Source organism: Holospora obtusa F1, assembly GCF_000469665.2.
Taxonomy (GTDB): domain Bacteria; phylum Pseudomonadota; class Alphaproteobacteria; order Holosporales; family Holosporaceae; genus Holospora; species Holospora obtusa.
This window is the reverse complement of the sequence record NZ_AWTR02000034.1, coordinates 12,140-32,640: the sequence shown is the minus strand read 5'-3', so window position 1 is coordinate 32,640 and position 20,501 is coordinate 12,140. Positions and strand designations below refer to the sequence as shown.

The window sequence follows — 20,501 nt, the reverse complement described above, 5'->3', positions numbered from 1 at the left end:
ATCAGCTGATATATATTTTATCGATTATTGGTGTGCATTTCGTTTTTCTTTACTTGTTTTCACATAAGTAAAGGATTTTTTATAACTAAAGCCTGCGCGCCTTAACCCATAACATGCACCACTGGCACTTATGCCAAATTCACGAGTAATATCTTTTGGTTTAGAATCTGGATGATTAGTTACATATTAAATAAAAGATTCTTTTTTTATAGTGGGATTTTCACTCAAACGTATTTTTGGGCGAAAATCTCCTTGGCTTTTATAACGCAAATGGCACCTGTTGATTGCCATTTTATAATGAATGAGAACACGACATTACCTAACCCCCATTACCCTCCAAAAAAATCTCTTAATTACCCACCTTACGAAAAAAATCCCTACTCAGAATTTTTATAGATTAAAGATTTTCAGCATTTTCTGAGTAGGTTCAGACATTTACTCCAGTATCCTATTATACAAAGGGGCGTTTTAAAACCCAGGGAAATAGCACCTAGTTTCGGTAAAACCCGATCATTCCTGATGCTTCTTTTTTTCGGGTCTGCTTTCCCCAGGTACGCTAGACTTTTTTTCGTCAATCTAAAGTTTTTGGACACTTATCATAAACTTACCTCTTATTCAAAATAAGTTTACAATATCACGACTGAGCAAAAAATGCGTGCTTTAATCTATGGACCAATTTTTATAAAACTACATTTATACTAAATGCCTATTAAAGAAACAAACACTATACTCCAAATTTTCAATAAAAAAAATTGAAATACCTCATTTGTCCTGTATAGACACATTTGTTCAAGAATTCAAAAATTTCACTATCTTCTTACTCACATCCTCAGAAAATATCGCTCCTCGATTCACTGAATCTACAGTCGTATAAAACCAAGAAACATCTACCTCTCCATCAGAAAGAAGAAAAGAAGGAAATTCAGGATACAGAAATCCAGGCACTGCAATAGATTGTGTCTCCGAATAAAAATCCTTATCAATCAATAATGGAGTCTTTTGATCAGGACTATAATCGTCTGGAACATACAGCGTTTTTAAAAAATCGCCTTCTTCAGAAGTCATAACATCATGGGTTTGTTCCCAATCCCAAAAATCTATCCCAGTCCACCCTTTAAATTTTTTGATATAACCTAAAAACCCTCTACTGTATCTAATCTTCTGATAAACCTCTGATACTATTGACATACATGTCCATCTATTGGGTATTTTGTTCAAATTTTTTCTTTGAATCAATAAATCATCGATAGTTTCAACAGGACTAAACTCTTTTGGAAGCGTAAACCCGGATTGATTTTTCAAATTTAAATCATACTGAGCCAAAAAATACTTATCTACAAAATAATCAAAACAAGACATATGATAGTTATAGAACTTAAGTAATTCTGCATTTTTTGAATCTTTATTTGTAATAAGAGTAGCTCCAAATTTATAACTAAAGTTTGATAATAAATTATTTAACCAAATTTTCCCTGTATCAGCTTTAACTTGTGCCGCATCAATCCACACTTGATCCACGGCAGCACCTTCAGAAGGGATCTTAGAAGGAAGAGAGCAAAATTTTAATCCATAAACTGCGGATTTTTGTAAATCTGAATCAAACTGCACGGAACCAACAAATTTTTGTGAATCTGAATCAAATTTCATGGAATCAACAAACGTCTTTAAAAAATCAATTTCTTCAGGTTTTATAAGCTTAATCGTTACTTGATCCCAAATTTCTGTTCCTAGAGCGTCTTTGCAGTCCTTAGCTAAATATAAAAATGCATCTTTTTGTTTTTTAATTTGATGATAAACTTTCCAAATTTTAAACACGCTATCTGCTCTAGCTTTATCTGTTCCTTTGTACGAACGTTTTTGTGCACTTAAAAATTTAAGGAAACTATCAATAATCTCAATCTGTGTTGGACCAGAAATGTATTGTAAAAGAGTAAATGCGAGATCATACATCGAGAACGTCGAGTAGAGACCAAAATTCAAAATATGAATCCGTTGATCAGAATCAAACGTTTGAGCAGCAATACAGACTTCCCCCAATTTAGACCCAAAATTTGACGATAAAGTACTTAACCACAACTTACCATCATTTGCTTTAATTTGAGCAGCATCAATCCAGGTCTTATCCACCACAGCTCCTGTAGAAGGCAGTATAGCAGGTAGTGCGGGGAACATTAACCCAGGTACCGCAGGTGAATCTGAAAAATCAAATTGTAGCGTATCCTGAATCAACTGTACGAAGGAGTTTTGGGAATCATCGCTTATGAGGTTAACAGAAGTGTCTTTATCCCAAATTTCTTTTTTAACGAACCTTCTGCAAGCGTCTGCTAGCTGCAAAAATTCACCTTTTTGTGTTTGAATCTGATTATAGATGGTCTTAATTTCAGACAAACTGTCTACCAGATCTTTCCCACTCTGTTCACATTTTTGTACGCTTAAAAAATCACTGAGCGTTGTAATAGAGGTCGTTATAGCTTCTGGAGCCTGAACCCCACTACTTTCAAGATCTATAGAAAAAGAATGTTTAAAATCAGCAACTAAAGTATTAAAAGTATCAATATTTCTATCTTGATCAGTAGAAAACGTTTGATCAGTAATACATTCTGCCAAAAATTTATATTCAAACGCTGAAGACAAGCTATCTAGCCACGTTTTCCCATCATTTGCTTTGATTTTCGCCGCATCAATCCAATTTGGACCTACAATTGCTCCTGTAGAAGGCAGTATAGCAGGTAGTGCGGGGAACATTAACCCAGATACCGCAGGTGAATCTGAAGAATCAAATTGTAGAGTATCCTGAATCAACTGTACGAAGGAGTTTTGGGAAGCATCGCTTATGAGGTTAACAATGTCTGTATCCCAAATTTCTTTCCCAACGAGTGTTTTGCAAGCTTTCGCTAGCCCCAAGAACTTATCTTTTTGCGCCTGAATTTGGGTGTAAATTTTCTGAATTTCAGACAAACTGTCTACCAGATCTTTCCCACTTTGTTCACATTTTTGCGCGCTTAAGAACTCAGTAAGCGTTGTAGGGGGCGTGATAGCTTCTGGAGATTGAATCTTAAGATCATTTTCAAGATCTATAGAAAAAGAATTGACAAAACTAGTCACTAAAGTATTAAAAGTATCAATATTTTTATATTGATTAGTAGAAAACGTTTGAGCAGCAATACATTGTTCTAAAAATTTAGTCGCAAACACTGAAGACAAACTATCTAGCCACGTTTTCCCATCATTTGCTTTGATTTTCGCAGCATCAATCCAGGCCTGATCCACCACAGCTCCTTCAGAAGGAAGCGCAAAAAGAAGATCAGAAAACGCTTCCCCAGAATACCCCGAAGGAAACAGTACCCCAAGAAGCGAAGAACGAAGCTCAGGAAACATTAACCCAGGTACCGCAGGTGAATTTGAAGGATCAAATTGCAGCGTATCCTTAATCAACTGTACGAAGGAGTTTTGGGAATCATCGATTATGAGGTTAACAGTGTCTGTATCCCAAATATCTTTCTCAACGAACGTTTTGCAAGCTTTCGCTAGCCCCAAGAACTCATCTTTTTGCACTTTAATCTGATCATAGATACCCTTTATTTTAGACAAACTGTCTACCAGATTTTTCCCATTCTGTTCACATTCTTGTGCGCTTAAGAACTCAGTAAGCGTTGTAATAGGGGTCGTGATAGATTTTGGAGACTGAATCTTAAGATCATTTTTAAGATCTATAGAAAAAGAATTCTTAAAGTCAGTCACTAAAGTATTAAAAGTATTAATATTGGCAAGCTGATTCACATAAAATCCTTGCTCGTCCAGACAGATTTTCCCAAATTTAGACCAAAAATCTGAAGATAACTTATCTAGCCACGCCTTACCATCGTCTGCTTTTTTTTGAGCCGCAGCTTCTTCAGAAAATACTGGAAAATGGAACATTAACCCAGGTACCGCAGGTGAATTTGAAGGATCAAATTGCAGCGTATCCTGAATCAACTGTACGAAGGAGTTTTGGGAATCATCGCTTATGAGGTTAACAGTGTCTGTATCCCAAATTTCTTTCCCAACGAGTGTTTTGCAAGCTTTCGCTAGCCCCAAGAACTTATCTTTTTGCGCCTGAATTTGAGTGTAAATTTCTTTAATTGTATACAAATCTCTCACGCTATTACTAATATATGATTTGAAATTTCCATTATTGTCAACATGAGAAAAAAGATCAAAGAAGATAGATTCAAGCGATACCAATACGTTAAATATTCGGTCCCCTCCCAGATGATAAACGTTAATCTTAAAGGTCTTATGAAAATAATCAACCATCTTACAAAAAATATCTTTTTGATTGGTCTTTATTAAATTAAGAAGATTATCACCTAAAGTTTTTAATCGAATTTTCCCCTTATCTACACTGCTTTGAGCAGAAGTAATCCAATCTTTATCCACGACAGATCCATCAGCACAAAGAGTAGAAGGAAGCGCTGGAAACATTAACCCAGGAACTTCTTGAAAAGGATCAGACGACAAACCCTTAGCCAGATACAACATGTTTAAAAAGGATGCTTCTTTGAAATTTACAAGATTTAAATTTGGAAAACACAAATCTTTAAAGTGTTGTCCAGTCTTATAATGATCCCAATTTAAACTCTCAAAATTGTATCTAGTCAAACAAGTCGCACTTCTAGGATCCATCGATAAGTCCTGAGCACATAATGTAACAGGGCTTAGAAAAGAAAACCGTTGCGCAATGTAACTTAAAATAAAAAACTTATTCCTTTGTGTTTTAATTTGCGTATAAATCTTCTCAATCTCAGACATGCTATCTATGCGTGCTTGAATGTTTACACTTGAAGGCTGTGCCCTTACTGCTGCGCTGATAATTATTCCTTTTTGACCAAGAGTCCAGTGGTAGTTAGGAAGTTCAAAATTATCAAAATCGTCTATCCATTTATTAAAAATAGGTAATTTTTTCTCCAGATCTTCCTGTTCCTTTTGTGCTTGTCTTTCTGCCTGAACAGTTGCTATTTGGTAATTGATCATATTCAATATACTGTCAACCTTGTTGTATGAAGAGTGTATGTCTACTTCTACACTCATTATACGTTCGATACTCTCTTTATCCTCAAGAGACATTAAACTAGAAGCAATTTTCATAGCGGGTGTTTCAGTAATAACGTTAATTTGCATGTTAACCAAGTCATTATTTACCAATATATCATCAAAGCACGTACTAAACAGTTGAAAAACATTTGGTGAATTCGCTTCGTCTACAGCTGTCTTAAGCGCATCGTGTGCAGCTTTTTGCCCTGGTCCCCGCTGATAAATAGATAACCTTTGCACAATAAATTGATCAACTAAACAGCTTGAATTAACATTTGATAACCAATCATCCCAAATTAAAAACCTGGGAAGATTAGACATCGAAAAAAAATTCTTAATATTTATATTAAATATCGTGAATATATCACTGGCAAGGGTTTCAAATATATCTTTTAGATTCTTATTCACATTATAAGCCGTCTTAAACTTCCCCAACCATCCCAGAAGGTTATTGCCAATTTCTAATATTTTATTTGCGCTCAATACCCAATCTTTTTTTGTGATCAGCCCAGGTAAATCAGGAATTTTGAATCCATCAGTATCTACGTTAATAATGCCTGAATTAAAAGGAACTTCTTCTTGATAATATCCTTGAGCAGTAATCGCGCTCCGATTTTTGATATCCTCGCTAAACAAATTTAAAAAATCACTTGCCAACACTTCAAAAGCATCCTTTTGCTCTTTGTGCTTATCATAAATATCCTTAAAGGCTTTTAACTTATCTATCATAATTTTGCCTTGAGACAAAATATCATTAGCTTCACTATTTAGCAAAAAAAGAGAAGGAAGAGCGGAAATCTTCAGCCCAGAAGTATCAGCTTTCGTAATATCGATATTAAAATTATTTTCAAAAAATGTAACAGTTTGGGAATCCGTAGAATTTGGGTGCTCTATATCGATATTAAATACACTCGGATCCTTAAAAGTCGTCACCAGCGCAGAAAATGTACTCTTTTGAGCTTCATGCTGATCGTAAATATACTTAAAGGCTTTTAACTGACCTATCATACTTTCTCCTTCAGACAAAGTATTATCAACAGCACTTAACCATTCAGCTATCGAAGTAGCGGCATCGGAATCAGAAAGATCAGAAATCTTCAGCCCAGAAGTATCAGTTTTCGTAATATCGATACCAAAATTATGCTCAAAAAATGTAATAGTTTGGGAATTCGTAGAATTTGGGTGCTCTATATCGATATTAAATACACTCGGATCCTTAAAAGTCGTCACCAACGCAGAAAATGTATTTTTTTGAGCAACATTCCGAAGAACTCTTACACGCTTGGACAAATCATCGATCAATGATTGACCAGACTTTACATTTGCTTCTGCACGCACAAACCAATCAAAATCCATCACAGAGTCAAGTATTTCTGGTATTTTGTACCCCACGCTCAGGCCACCTTGATTATCAGGTTTTTCAATATCTATCAAAAACTCAGTATTAAATTGGCTCTTTAATTGAGAAAATTCTTTTCTCTGATTTGAATTTTTGTTGCAAAGATCGTCAACTTGAGCCTTAAGATCCATAGAAAAAAGCTTCTTTGATAAATTTTTCAGCCACACTTTTCCCTTATTAGCGTCGTCTATAAAAAGTTCGTAGATAGGAATATACTCAGAGTGTAACCCAAAATATTCACTCCAAAAGTTCAAAAATCTAAACTTCAAACCAGGTACGACCGAAGAATTATCAAATTTACTTGATTGTGAGAGAAAGTCGATCTCATTTTTATTAAAAATATCAGTACACTCTAAAATAGCTTTTCCGTTAAGTTTATCTTTGCAAAGCGCATCCCACTTCAAAAACTCATCCCTTTGCGCTTTAACTTGCGCATAAATTGGATAAATTCTGTATAAATTCAATATTACAAGTCCAAAATTATTAATACGAAAATCTAAATCCATACTTGAATTAAAAGATATATTTTGAGCGATATCTGAAATGGATTCAGGTAAATCAGTAGAATCTTTTATTCCCATATCCTTTTCAATATCTATATCAAGGTCAGATTTAAAACTCTGCACTAACTTAGAAAATTCACTCCTGTACGCACTGAGTTCAACTGAAAATTTTTTTGGACAAAACTTCAAAAAATAAAAAGAATCAAGATCAGCTTGCGTATTTTGAAGATTCTGCATGACACCCAAAAAATCATCATAATTTTGGATAGAAGAAAGACATTTTGGTTTATGAATTTTCGGAGAATTTGAAAATACATCATCACGGAAAACTGCCCACAAAACATTAATCATACAATCAAACCAATTTCTTTGAGCATCATTTAATATCTTCAAAGATCCAAAATTTACAGGTCTTGGCACGAAATTAATAAAGCGCGTAAAAAGGTTTTCACACCAAACTTTTCCTAACTGTGCTCTGCTTTTTGCCAAATTTATCCAGTTTTTGTTCACAACGGAATCGGTAGAAGGAAAATTTTCAGAAAGCGGAACGAACTGTAAGCCGGAAACCTCAGGAGCTGTATCTAAAGAAGAATCGAATTGTACCGTATTGTTCAGTGTCTTCAAAAAATTAGCTTCTCCGGGAGTCAAAAAATTATCTTCAGAATTTGCTTGATTCTGATCCAGAATTTCTTTATTCAGAATTCTTATGAACACATAAGACTGAGCAAAGAACCTATCTTTTTGCGTCTTAATTTGATCATAGATGGTCTTAATTTCAGACAAATTCTCGATTCTATCTTTTCCGTCCTTTACGGTGTTTTTAACAACTTCAACCCAATTCGTTTGATCTAAAATGGTATCAGAACCAATTTCTGCAATCGGAGCAATTCCTAACCCATCAGGTCGTGCATCCTTCACCTTTATACCCAAATTCATTTCAAAGGAAGTCACAAAATCATCGAAACTATCCTTTTGATCTGTATGTATGCGAGTAAACAATGCATTAGCTAAATTTTTCACCCAAGTTTTTCCAGCGTCTACTTCTCCTTGAGCCGCAGTAATCCAGGCCTGATCCACCACAACTCCTTTAGCTTTAGGCGATGAAATTAAAACGAATGTCAACCCAGGTACCGCAGGGGAACTGTCAAACTGCACGGTGTCCTTATTAATCAACTGTACGAAACCTTTTTCTGAATTATTGATAAATGTAAAACCGTCATCCCAAATATCTTTGTCGAATGCATCTTTACATACATCTTTTAGTCCCAAGAACTTATCTTTTTGCACCTTAATTTGATCATAGATGGTCTTTATTTCAGACAAGTTCTTGATTCTATCTTTTCCGTCCTTTACGCTTGTTTGTGCAGAAGAAACCCAATTTGTCTGATCTAGAATGGTATCAGAACCAATTTTCGAAATCGAGGCAATTCCTAACCCACCAGGTTGTGCACTCTCCACCTCTATACCCAAATCCGTTTTAAAGGAAGTCACAACCCCATTGAAACTGGCTTCTTGATTTGTATGTATGCGAGTACACAATGCATCAGCTAAGTTTTCCACCCACGTTTTCCCATCATTTGCTTTTTTTTGAGCCGCAGTAATCCAGGCCTGATCCACCACAGCTCCTTCAGAAAGCGGTGTAAATGGAATAAACGTTAACCCATCAACCACAGTGTACGTAGAAAACTCGGAAGAATTCTCAAACTGCGCACTATCCTTTGCAATCAACTGTACGAAATCTTTTTCTGAATCATTGAGAAATGTAAAACTGTTATCCCAAATATCTTTGTCGAATGCATCTTTACATACATCTTTTAGTCCCAAGAACTTATCTTTTTGCGCCTGAATCTGATCATAGATGGTCTTTATTTCAGACAAGTTCTTGATTCTATCTTTTCCGTCCTTTACGCTTGTTTGTGCAGAAGAAACCCAATTTGTCTGATCTAGAATGGTATCAGAACCAATTTTCGAAATCGAGGCAATTCCTAACCCACCAGGTTGTGCACTCTCCACCTCTATACCCAAATCCGTTTTAAAGGAAGTCACAACCCCATTGAAACTGGCTTCTTGATTTGTATGTATGCGAGTACACAATGCATCAGCTAAGTTTTCCACCCACGTTTTCCCATCATTTGCTTTTTTTTGAGCCGCAGTAATCCAGGCCTGATCCACCACAGCTCCTTCAGAAAGCGGTGTAAATGGAATAAACGTTAACCCATCAACCACAGTGTACGTAGAAAACTCAGAAGAATTCTCAAACTGCGCACTATCCTTTGCAATCAACTGTACGAAATCTTTTTCTGAATCATTGAGAAATGTAAAACTGTTATCCCAAATATTTTTGTCGAATGCATCTTTACATACATCTTTTAGTCCCAAGAACTTATCTTTTTGCGCCTGAATCTGATCATAGATAGGCTTAATTTTAGACAAGCTGTCTATCCGATCTTTTGCATTTTTCACATTCTTTTCTGCGTTTAAGAACGTATCGGTATCCGTAATAGAATCAGCATCAAGCGCTTTGACAGGTTGAACTGATAAGGTATCTTTAAGTTTTATAGAAAATTTTGTCAAAAAAGTATTACTAAAATCATTAAACGAGCTGACATTTTCGCTCTGATTATCAAAAAGTGTTTGCACATTATCCTTAAGATACTTGTCAAAAAGATTTGTAGACAAGGTACCTAACCAATATTTCCCTTCATCTGCGCTGTTTTTAGCTGAAGTTACCCAATCAGCGTCCGCAACCTTACCTTCAGAAGCAAGATCAGAAGGAAGTGGAACAAAATTTAATCCAGAAACCTCAGGAGAAGCTTCGAATTTCGCGCTATCATTAACCGTTTTCAAGAAATCGATTTCTTCAAGAGTTAAATTAAGATCCTTGAGATTCCAAATTTTCGTCTCAAGTCCCATTTCACAAGCGTTAGCTAAAGTCAAAAATTTATCTTTTTGTGTCTTAATTTGGGTGTAAATTTTCTGAATTTCAGACAAACTATCTATCCGATCCTTTCCATCCTTAACACGTTTCTCTGCTCTTAAAAATGTATCCGTACCTGTAACAGAATCAGCAACAAGTTCTGTTACAGGTTGAATTGATAAAGTATCCTCAAGCCCTATAGAAAGCTCCGTTTGGAACGCATTCACTAAATCGTTAAACGAATTTTTATGTGCGATCTGAGTATCAAAAAGCGTTTGAACATTGTTTTTGAGATAATGATCAAAAAGATTTGTGGACAATATATCCATCCACTCTTTCCCTTCATTTGCACTTTTTCGAGCTTCAGAAACCCAATTCTCATCCACAATAGCCCCGCTCTCAGAAGCAAACACTTCAGGAAGAGATACAAACATCAAACCAAAACATTGAGAAACGGTGTCGAATTGCACAGTATCCTTAAGTGCTTTGAAAAAAGTAACTTTTTCAGAAGCAATAAGACCGAGACTTTCTTGCCAAATATCCGTCATCAACACGTTCTTACAGGTCTTAGCAAAAGCCAAAAACCTATCTTTTTGTGCCTTAATTTGATCATAGATACCCTTAATTTTAGACAAGCTTTCGATTCTATCTTTTCCGTCCTTTACGGTGTTTTTAACAACTTCAACCCAATTCGTTTTATCTAAAATGGTATCAGAACCAATTTCTGCAATCGGAGCAATTCCTAACCCATCAGGTCGTGCATCCTTCACCTTTATACCCAAATCCGTTTCAAAGGAAGTCACAGAACCATTGAAACTGGCTTCTTGATTTGTATGTATGCGAGTAAACAATGCATTAGCTAAGTTTTTCACCCAAGTCTTTCCATCGTCTGCTTTTACTTGAGCCCCATCAAGCCAGGTCTGATTCACAATCGCCCCCTTAGAAGGAAGATCAGAAGGAAGCGAAACAAATTTTAATCCAGAAACTGAAGAATTAGAAGGAGAAAGATCAGGAGCAGAATCAAACTGCACGCTCGTATCAATGGTTTTGATAAATTCAACGTTTGCAGCATCTATAAGATTAAGACTTAAATTCCAAATATCTTTATTGAATGCCTCTGTGCATACCTCTTTTAGTCCCAAGAACTCATCTTTTTGCTTCTGAATCTGAGCATAAATGGTCTGAATTTTAGACAAGCTTTCTATCCGATCTTTTCCATCTTGAATGCTTTGCGCTACACTCAAAAACGTATCAGCACCCGTAACAGAACCTGAATCAATCGCGTCGATAGGTTCAATAGCTAAGGCATCTTGAAGATTTATAGAAAAATTAGTCAAAAAAGTACTACTTACATCATTAAACGAGCTGACATTCTCGCTCTGATTATCAGACAGTGTTTGCACATTATCCTTAAGACACCCATCAAAAAGATTTTTAGACAAACTACTCAACCAATTTTTTCCTGCATTTGCACTGTTTTGAGCTGCAGTGATCCAGACTGAATCCACAACAGCCCCTTCAAAATCCAGATTGGAAGGAAGCGATGTAAATTTTAAACCAGGCACCACAGAAGAAGCTTCGAATTGCGCACTAGAATCAACAGTTTTTAAGAAGTCGATTTCTTCAAGACTTAAATTAAGGTTCTCAAGATCCCAAATATTTTTCTTGAGTACATTTTCACAGGTCTTAGCGAAAGCTAAAAATTTATCTTTTTGCGTCTTAATTTGAGTGTAAATCGTCTGAACTTCTGACAAACTATCTATCCGATCTTTTCCATTCTGAAAGCTTTTTGTTGCAACAGAAACCCATTGTGTTTGATCAAAAATACTCTCAGAGTCAATTTCTGCAATCGGAGCAATTCCTAACCCATCAGGTTTTGCACTCTCCATCTCTATACCCAAATCAGTTTCAAAGGAAGTTACGAGCGTTTCAAACTTATTTTTCCAGAACGTATTGATGAAATTAAACAGATTTTTGGATAACGCCTGAACCCAATTTTTTCCGTCATTTGCTTTTTTTTGAGCCTCATTAATCCAATTTGGATCTACAATTGCTCCCTTGGAAGGAAGATCAGCAGGAAGCGGAACAAGCTTTAAACCAGAAACTGTAGGGGTAGAATCCACCTGCAAATTTTCATCAATTGTTTTGAGAAACGCAACGTTTTCAGAGTCTATAAAATTAAGACTTTCATCCCAAATATTTATTCCAAATCCATATACACATACCTTTTCTAGCCCCAAAAACTGATCTCTTTGTTTTTTAATTTGAGCATAGATGGTCTGAACATCAGACAGGCTCTGTATCAAATTTTTTCTGTTCCGTACGTTTTCTTCAGTAGATGAGAACCAATTTGTTTGATCCATAATACCGTCAGAAATAATCTTCTCAATGGACTGAATTCCAAAGCCACCCGATTTCCTCGAACTCTTCACATCTATACCTAAATCGGTTTGAAAAGAAGCCACGAGTGTATCAAATTCACTTTCTTGATTGGTATTGATCAGATCAAAAAGATTTTTGGATAAATTTTGTACCCAATCCTTCCCTTTATTTGCGTTTTCTTGAGCTGAAGTAATCCAAGCTTTATCAACAACAGCCCCATCAGAAGGACGCACAGAAAAAAATGGCATAAGCGTTAAACCAGGCACAACAGGTTCAAAAGAATCTAATTTCAAATTTTCATTAGAATCATCGATAGTTTTTAAAAAACTCACTTCCTCAGTAAGTACAAGGCTCAAACTTTGATCCCAAATATCTTTCTCAAAGGCTACATTACAAATTTTACACAAATTCAAAAATTTATCTCTTTGCACCTTAATTTGATCACAAATTTCTTTAAGCTTTGATAAACTCTCTAAGCGATTCTCTCCATATTTCAAACTTTGACCAGCAAATAAAAATTCTTCTGAATCCGCAACAGAGTTAAAAGACTCAATAGGATCAATCTTCAAAATATCTTCAATATTTATAGAAAAATCATTCTGAAATTTCTCTAACGATTCGTTGATAAAAGTTGTTTGTTCAGTTTTTTGAGACACAAGCTGTTCAACATATTCAGAGTTTTCTTTGACTTGTGAATTAAAAAAATTTGTCGATAAATTGTCCAACCAAATTTTCCCATCAGCTGCACTTTTTTGAGCATTAATAATCCAGTCTTCATTCACAAGTGCCCCCACAGAAGGAAGCTCAGCAGGTAACGGAACAAACTTTAATCCAGAAACTTTTGGAGAAAATTCGAATTGTGGAGTATCTTCTATCGTCTTTAAAAAATCTATTTCTTTAGATTGCACAAATTTAGGACCTTGTTCCCAAATATTGTTATTGGAAATTTTTTTGCAAGCTACCGTTAAATTCAAAAACGCATCTTTTTGTGCTTTAATTTGCGTATAAATTGTCTGAATACTAGATAAACTCTCTACCCGATTTTTTCCATCCTCCACATTTTTTTCTGCCTTAGAAAACCAATTAGAATCTGTTAAAGGACCAAGTACTTCAAGAGACCCCACTCCAAATTCATCTTGAATTTTTATCGAAAAATTCACCTTAAAAGATTCTATCAATACATCAAATTTAGCCCTTTGCGCATTGTCCTGATCGTAAAGTTTTTGAGCTTTATTTTGAAGATCAAGAAATTTTTGAGATAGCAGATTCAGTTTAACTTGTCCATTTTTTACACTTTGTTCAGCATAAGAAAACCAATTTTTATCTGTAATAGGATCAAGAAGTTTAATAGATTCAAATCCTAATCCTCCAAAATCTTCAGATTGTTCAACTTTCAAGAAGAATTCTTTAAGAAATTTTTGATCCAAACTTTTAAATTCACTCACTTGACTCGTATTTTGATCACAAAGTTTTTTAGCACGAGCTTCAAGAATACAAAAATGCTGAGATAAAACTTCTATCAATTTTTGATCTTGCTGTACACTTTTTTCTGCCCACCAAAACCAATCTGTATCTGTAATCACACCAAGAGGCTGAGGAGTTTTTATCTCTAAACCAAAAAACTTCAAACTCTCAATTTCTAAAAAAAATTTTTCCTTAAAATTTTTAGCAAGCTGAGAAAAATTTTCTATTTGTGTTTGATTTTGAGTACAAAGCTTTTGTGCGCGATCTTGAAGATCTGAAATATTTTTGGATAAAGTATTGAATTTCGTATATCCATCTTCCAAATTTTTATTAGCAAGCAAAAACCAAGCTTCATCTAATACACTCCCTGTAGGACGAATAGAGCTTTTTTGTATGACCGTATTTTCAAACAAAGCAACATTTATACCTAAAGACTGCAAACTCTCTATGCTCAACCCAAGTTTTTCCAAACACAGCGCAGACAAATTAAAAAATTTGTTCTTTAATTCTGTTCCTTGTTCATAAATTTTGAAAATTTTAGATAAGCTCTCTACTCTCTCTTTTCCTCGCGCAAGCTTTTGTTGGGAAGACAAAACCCAATCTGCCCCCGAAATAGGACCTAAAAGCTCTGTTGGAGCGATTTCACCTAATTCCGTCTTCACAAACTCAAATGCTTTAAAAAATTCTTCTTTTTGAACTTTATTTTGATCATAAAGTTTTTTGGCTTTATCTCGAAAACTAGAAAGTTGTGTAAACAAATCGCATATTTGATCATGATCTTTTTTTACACTCTGCTCGGCATCTAAAAACCAATTTACGTCAGTTACAGAGCCCAAAAGCGTTGGAGGGACCATTTCTAATCCCCCAGAATTTTTAGGTTTTTCGATTTCTAAAAAGAATTCCTTTTTAAAAAGATCAGCTAATTTAAGAAATTCTTCTACCTGTTCCTTATTTTGAGCAAGAAGACTTTGCTTTTTAGATTCGAGTTCAGAAATTTTGGAAGTCAAGCTCTTTAACTGTGTTTCATTTTTTTGCATACTCAGTCCAGCACAAGAAAACCAATCCATACCAAAAACAGAGATCGCCTCAAGCAATTCAAGAGGAGTCACATCCAAACCTAAAGAGCTTAAGTCCTGTATTTCAAAACCAATTTTTTCTTTACAAAGAGTAGATAATTGTAGAAACTCATCTTTTTGCGTATTTTCTTGAGCATAAAACAAATGAACCTGAGACAATTTGTTTAACTTTTCTTTTCCAAGCTCAATACTTTTATCAGCACTTGAAAACCAATTTACATCTTTAATTTGACCAAGCAAAGCAGGTTCAGTAATTTCCAATTTACGAGATGACTGAAGTTCCCTAATATTCACCCCATACTCTGTTTGACAAAGATCCACTAATTTAAAAAATTCTGCCCTTTGTTCTTTGTTTTGCGTAACAAATTTCTGAGCCTTATTTTGAAGATCATCAAGCGCCTGAGATAATCCATGCAACTTTTTTTGACCTTGCTGTATACTCAACCAAGAGCGCGCAAACCAACCCGCATCAGAAACCGATCCCAAAGAGCTCGGAGGATCAACATCTAAATCAAGCGATTTAAGATCCTCAATCTTTAGACCAAGAGATTCTTTGCACTGTTGCGCTAATTTAAGAAATTCATTTTTTTGCTCAGTTTCCTGTTCATAAAAACCCTGAACTTTATCCCTGAGATCAAAAATAGCCTCTGATAAAACCTGCAATCGTTCCTGGCTTTGCTGAGCCTTTTCGATACGAGAAGTCAAATTTTCAAAAGTGATAGGTTCGAGATTTTGAAAAGAATCAATTTTTAATCCAAGCGATAAAAGAGCATCTATTTCTAAACCAATCTCATTTTTACAAATTTGAGTTAATTTAAGAAACTCATTTTTTTGCTCTGCTTCCTTAGTATAAAGACTTTGTGCTTTTTCTTGAAAATCAGAAAGAATTTGGGACGAGTACAGTTTATCAAAAACTGAAGTACTGGTGATCTGAGTTTTGCCAAACATCCAAGTATGCCCTTGAAGACTATATAAAATATTCCGATACTTAGAAGCTAAATCTGCAAGAAAAACTTGACTGCGCGCATCGAAATTTTCGGGAGCGCTTCCACTGATTCCAGACGTATCTGGAATCACTTTTACTAAAACAGACTGAACGAAAGCATCTTCTTCTTGGCCTCTTTCAAAACTCGAGTTCCAATTTTCAGTCTGTTTCAACAAATATTTCCGACGACATTCTTGAGGATTTTCTAATAACCACTTTGATGAAGGTAAATATTGAGTTCCAAACGACATAAAATAAGGGGAAAAATACAGACCTTCCCCAAGTTCTTGCACTGTATTAGACAAAAGCACTCCACCCAACACAGTTTCTGGCATCAAGACTTGTTTTCCCAAAAACGCAGCTTTAGATTCTCCAAATAATGTCCCAGGAACTGCTCTCAACCCACTTCTTTGCGTATTTCCAGAACTAGGCAATAGCGCGATACTTTTTCCTGAAATCGAAATTGTTCGTTGATCGATCAAACCATGAAGCGCAAGAAATCCTCCCCGATTCACTATACTAGATCTCGTTTGACTTTGATTTTGAACGCGATGAATTTCCACAAAAGCTGGAGGAGTAATCACTAACTCACCAGAACAACTTTCCGCAGTCTCAAAAACCCCACGCTTATTATAACGCATCTGACCTTTGATCCACTTTAAAGATACCGACGCAGTTTGTGGTCCTGCCACAAAAGTTCCAGCCAATTGAAGATACCCAATTTCTGTGTTACCAGAAACTTGCAAAGTACCAGAATTTATAATTAATTTATTTACGACCAGACCATCTCCAACAAAGCCCGACCCCCCTAAAAAAGTCATACAATCTATGGTACTTGTCTTAAAAAATCCAAGACTAGGCAAGCAAGAAAGATTAGAAAGAGCCGAAAACAATGGATAATGCTGAGTGCTTAATTCAAGATGAGTATCACGAATACATCCGTAGTTTCTTAATGCTGTAGATCCCCAAGATTCATTTGTAATATCCACCACGTGTTGTCCCCAATCCACGCAACCGCTCCATTGATACCATGTATCTAGTTGCAATTTCGCATCTTTACAGACCATTTTCCCCATATGTAATAAACGTTTTCCCTGAAATTCCACGCTTTGTGCACACACATCGCCTACAATTAAGAGTTCGTCAAAATTTTTGAATACGATGTTCGTTGCTGTGGAAGGCGCTAATACAATACCTTTTTTTAAATTTCCCGATGCTCCCCACACGACTTCTCCGCCAATATCTGGAGCCCAACTTTGAATCCATACTCTATTTCCTTGAATAAAGTTAGAAAAATGTCGTTTTCCTGCTGCATCCATCCAATCTGCATCCTGAAGGCGATGCTCTGCTGTCTTTATCCAGTCTGCATCCTGAGGGCGCGCTTCCACCCTATTCATCCAGTCAAGAATGGCAGAATCGGGACTTTGGATCCCCTGATCAGGCGCCACCAAACTACCTACACATCCCCCCATTATCCAGCGTCCTGAAAAAAGATTTGCACTAGATCCTGTGATGTTTCTTTGTAAAACTGTTCCCCCTACAAAAGTCCAAGACTGCCAATTTCCAAAACCAAAACCAAAATTAGGACAAGACACATCAAGCTTGACAGGCAACACTCCAGAGTTGCCTAGATACACCATTCCTCCTTGGTTGCTTATCACTCCTGTACCTTGGATATCCTTGATGTAAGCGGCGCCAGGATTCGTTATCGGAAACTTGCCTTGAAGACACTCCAAAGTCAACCCTTCAACACATACACTGGCTTGATCTAATACCACATGCTGTGCATCCAATCCTCCACTGAGTTTGAGAACACTGTTTGAAAGAGAAAGATTTTGAACCTGAAGTTCTCCACACAACCACACCCGAGCACACTCTTTTAGCTCCAACGCCCCAACACTCCATCCTTGGCTAAGATCACTTTTCCATGTAGATAACCTAAAACCTGAAGGTGCAGAAGTTTTTGTCTGGCCCTCGCCTCCATAAACGGAAGTCAACGTTAAAGGAAATACTCCGTATTGATGCGCCAAGAGCAAGCTTGGATCCTGATTCTGCCAAGACCAGCTTAACCCACCACTGCCTTGATATACCTGTTGCGCTCCCGATCCAATCCACGCATTTAACACCTCTATGTTCACGTTTTTAGACACAAGTTTATGCTTACTTACCAAAGTTTTTGCCTGCACACGAATATCCAATGCGTTTAAAATAGGACTATCTAATATGATCGTTTCAGCATTTTGCACCTCTAACGTTTCCACATCCTGAAGTCCGGTTAAAATTCCACTTCCTCCCTTAAAAATAACATGCGTTTGTCCTTTAAAATCATAACTCTCAAGCACAGGAAGAGAAGGCAAAGGCGCTCCTGTAATTTGTACCAGAGATTGTAAAGCTTCTCCCGCCCCATAACTAGGAAACGCTCCGAACATCAAGGAAACTTTAATACTTGCCAAAAGAAACTTAGTATCAATCTTCATAAAAATACGCTCATTATTGTAACGGTTCTAATATATCCCCAAGATTCACAAACTATTTGATCTTTTTAAAAAAAAAATATTTTTTTTGTGTGTGATTTAGAAGCATCAATCCTTCAATACCTTTTGTGTAAGTAATTTTTGAGAAAGAGAGCAGTGTTTTATTTAGAAATTTATCTTTTTCAAATTTTATTTTAAGCAAGGGCAAATTTGTTTTTGAAGAACGATACCCGAAACACTATTATGGTTTGTTACAGTATTAATCAGAAAGAATTTTGAAAATTTTTATTTAGGAGAATATGTGTTCAATTTTATTCTTTTTCTTGTAGATCCAAAGTTTTATTTTTTAACCTTTTGAAACTTTTTTTCTGGATGATATCTTTTCAAAGCTTTGATACTTCGAATCTACGTAAATTCTGTCGTGTTTAGAAAGAGAAGATCCTAGTTTAGGAAGCGTAAAATCATATCTGGAATCAGGTGCGGTATTTGACACATGCTCAATTCTTCCCTTAAAGGATTTATTTTTAAGAGCGTGGCGTTTCTTCTTACCTCTAATAAAAGGTTTCTTGGTCATTCTGTGCCGTCAATAATGAACGACTCCACCTCTTCTTTAGGTCAATGTCTGTCTTTTCCAATGGCCATAACTTGAGCCAAAATAAGCTCTAATTTTTGGATAATTCGGAATGAACTACCTATAAATCCTTGCGTTATAACCTGCTGTACTAGAAAAAAAGCATTAACACTCTTTCATTAATCTTAAGCTTATTTGGACGTTGATAACGTTCTATCACTCGCTTTTTTCACAAAAAACAAATTTTGCTGAAAATTTCCTCGAATTTATAAAAAGTTAGGCAAAACAAACGTTCAAATGTGATTGGATGTTTGGGAATATTTGCATATCTTAGCAACATGAACACTTACTTTAGACCGTCAATCCTATATTTTCTCATAAAATTTACATAAAATCATACTTACGCATCAGGTCTAGTAAAAAAATTCTTTTAACACAAAAAGATAAAAAAATCGAACTATTCTCAGCAAAAGAGTTGTAAATAAAGATAATAATGGTGATGCTTAAACGATTAAAAATCATAGTAGATACATACAAAAACAGACGAAAAGATGAATTTTTCCTTAGTATAATTTAATGGAATTTTTCGCATACTGTGGAGTGAGCACAATGACAGTTTTCGAAGAGGTCTACTGAATTAGCTACATTCACTTAAATTTTAGATATACGCATTCACTACGCCCTCTTGATTTTAGTTGTTTGTGCACATTAGAATGTGGATGATTGATTTTATTTTTGATAGATAGTGAGATATAGTCCTTTTAAAGTGCCTTTGGTGTGGACAGCGTGTGTTACACCTTTTAAAGATCATAGCTTGAACGTAGATTATGAAGGATTAGAACGTGTTCTTCGCAAACAAGTGTCTTGTGAGAATGGTGTTATTTTGTTTGGAAGCACAGGAGAAGGAATTTCCTTAAGCACGGAAGAAAAAAGAAAAATTTTAGATTTTATTATGCGTTTAGACCTAAATATTCCTATATTTTCCGCAGTTCCGACCTATAACTTGGATTCAGCAATGGATTGGATCAAGCAATGCCAGGACTATGCATTACAAGGATATTTGATAAGCACTCCTTTGTACACTTGTCCTGGTGATGAGGGGCAGGCTCAATGGTTTCAAGCGCTGCTTACGATCTCGCAAAGACCTGTAATGCTGTACAATGTTCCACGTCGCACAGGTGTTTCTTTGTCTGTTGAAGCTCTGAAAATTCTTAAAGATTATCCTTTTTTAGTCAGTTTAAAAGAATCAAGTGGGTGTTTAAAGAGTGCATTTTCTTACGCGCAAGCAGCTCCAAGAATCGATCTTCTGTGCGGAGACGATCATTTAATGCCCGCTTACAGTACACTAGGAGCCAAAGGATTGGTTTCTGTTCTATCTAATATATGGCCAAATCTTGTAAAACATTATGTGCAAGAAAGTTTAGAAGGATGCTGGAAAAGATCATTTTTTTGGGAAGCCCAACAAGCTCTCAGCAAGGCTACCAATCCGGTCTCTATTAAAGCGTTATTGCGCCTTGCGAATATTATTTCTTCAGATATGGTGCGTTTGCCTTTGTCTAAAAACGATCTTTCCGATTTACAATCTTTGCGTGTTTTGCAACAATTAGCTTTGGAAGAAATAAAATGTTTAGGAATTTTTGAAGAATGATTAGATAGT

At 35.8% G+C, this 20,501-nt stretch carries 2 protein-coding genes and 1 pseudogene; 1 reads left to right on the top strand and 2 read right to left on the bottom strand.

Annotated elements, in window-relative coordinates:
* Positions 1-24: 24 nt before the first annotated feature.
* Together P618_RS09085 and P618_RS01350 are read right to left on the bottom strand one after the other, a co-directional pair.
* A pseudogene (locus P618_RS09085) lies at positions 25-171 on the bottom strand (hypothetical protein); the annotation flags it as partial.
* Positions 172-789: 618 nt separating this feature from the next.
* Positions 790-18,276 (bottom strand): sbcc family protein, encoded by a 17,487-nt coding sequence (locus P618_RS01350; RefSeq protein ID WP_021826963.1) that lies wholly within the window; start codon positions 18,274-18,276, stop codon positions 790-792.
* Positions 18,277-19,619: 1,343 nt separating this feature from the next.
* Between P618_RS01350 and dapA the strand changes: the two genes are divergently transcribed.
* Positions 19,620-20,492, top strand: coding sequence for a 4-hydroxy-tetrahydrodipicolinate synthase (dapA, locus tag P618_RS01340; RefSeq protein WP_162147044.1), 873 nt, complete (start codon positions 19,620-19,622; stop codon positions 20,490-20,492).
* Positions 20,493-20,501 lie beyond the last annotated feature (9 nt).

Coding starts and splice junctions, on each gene's coding strand:
- P618_RS01350 (WP_021826963.1), bottom strand. CDS start 18,276: ATGAAGATTGATACTAAGTTTCTTTTGGCAAGTATTAAAGTTTCCTTG.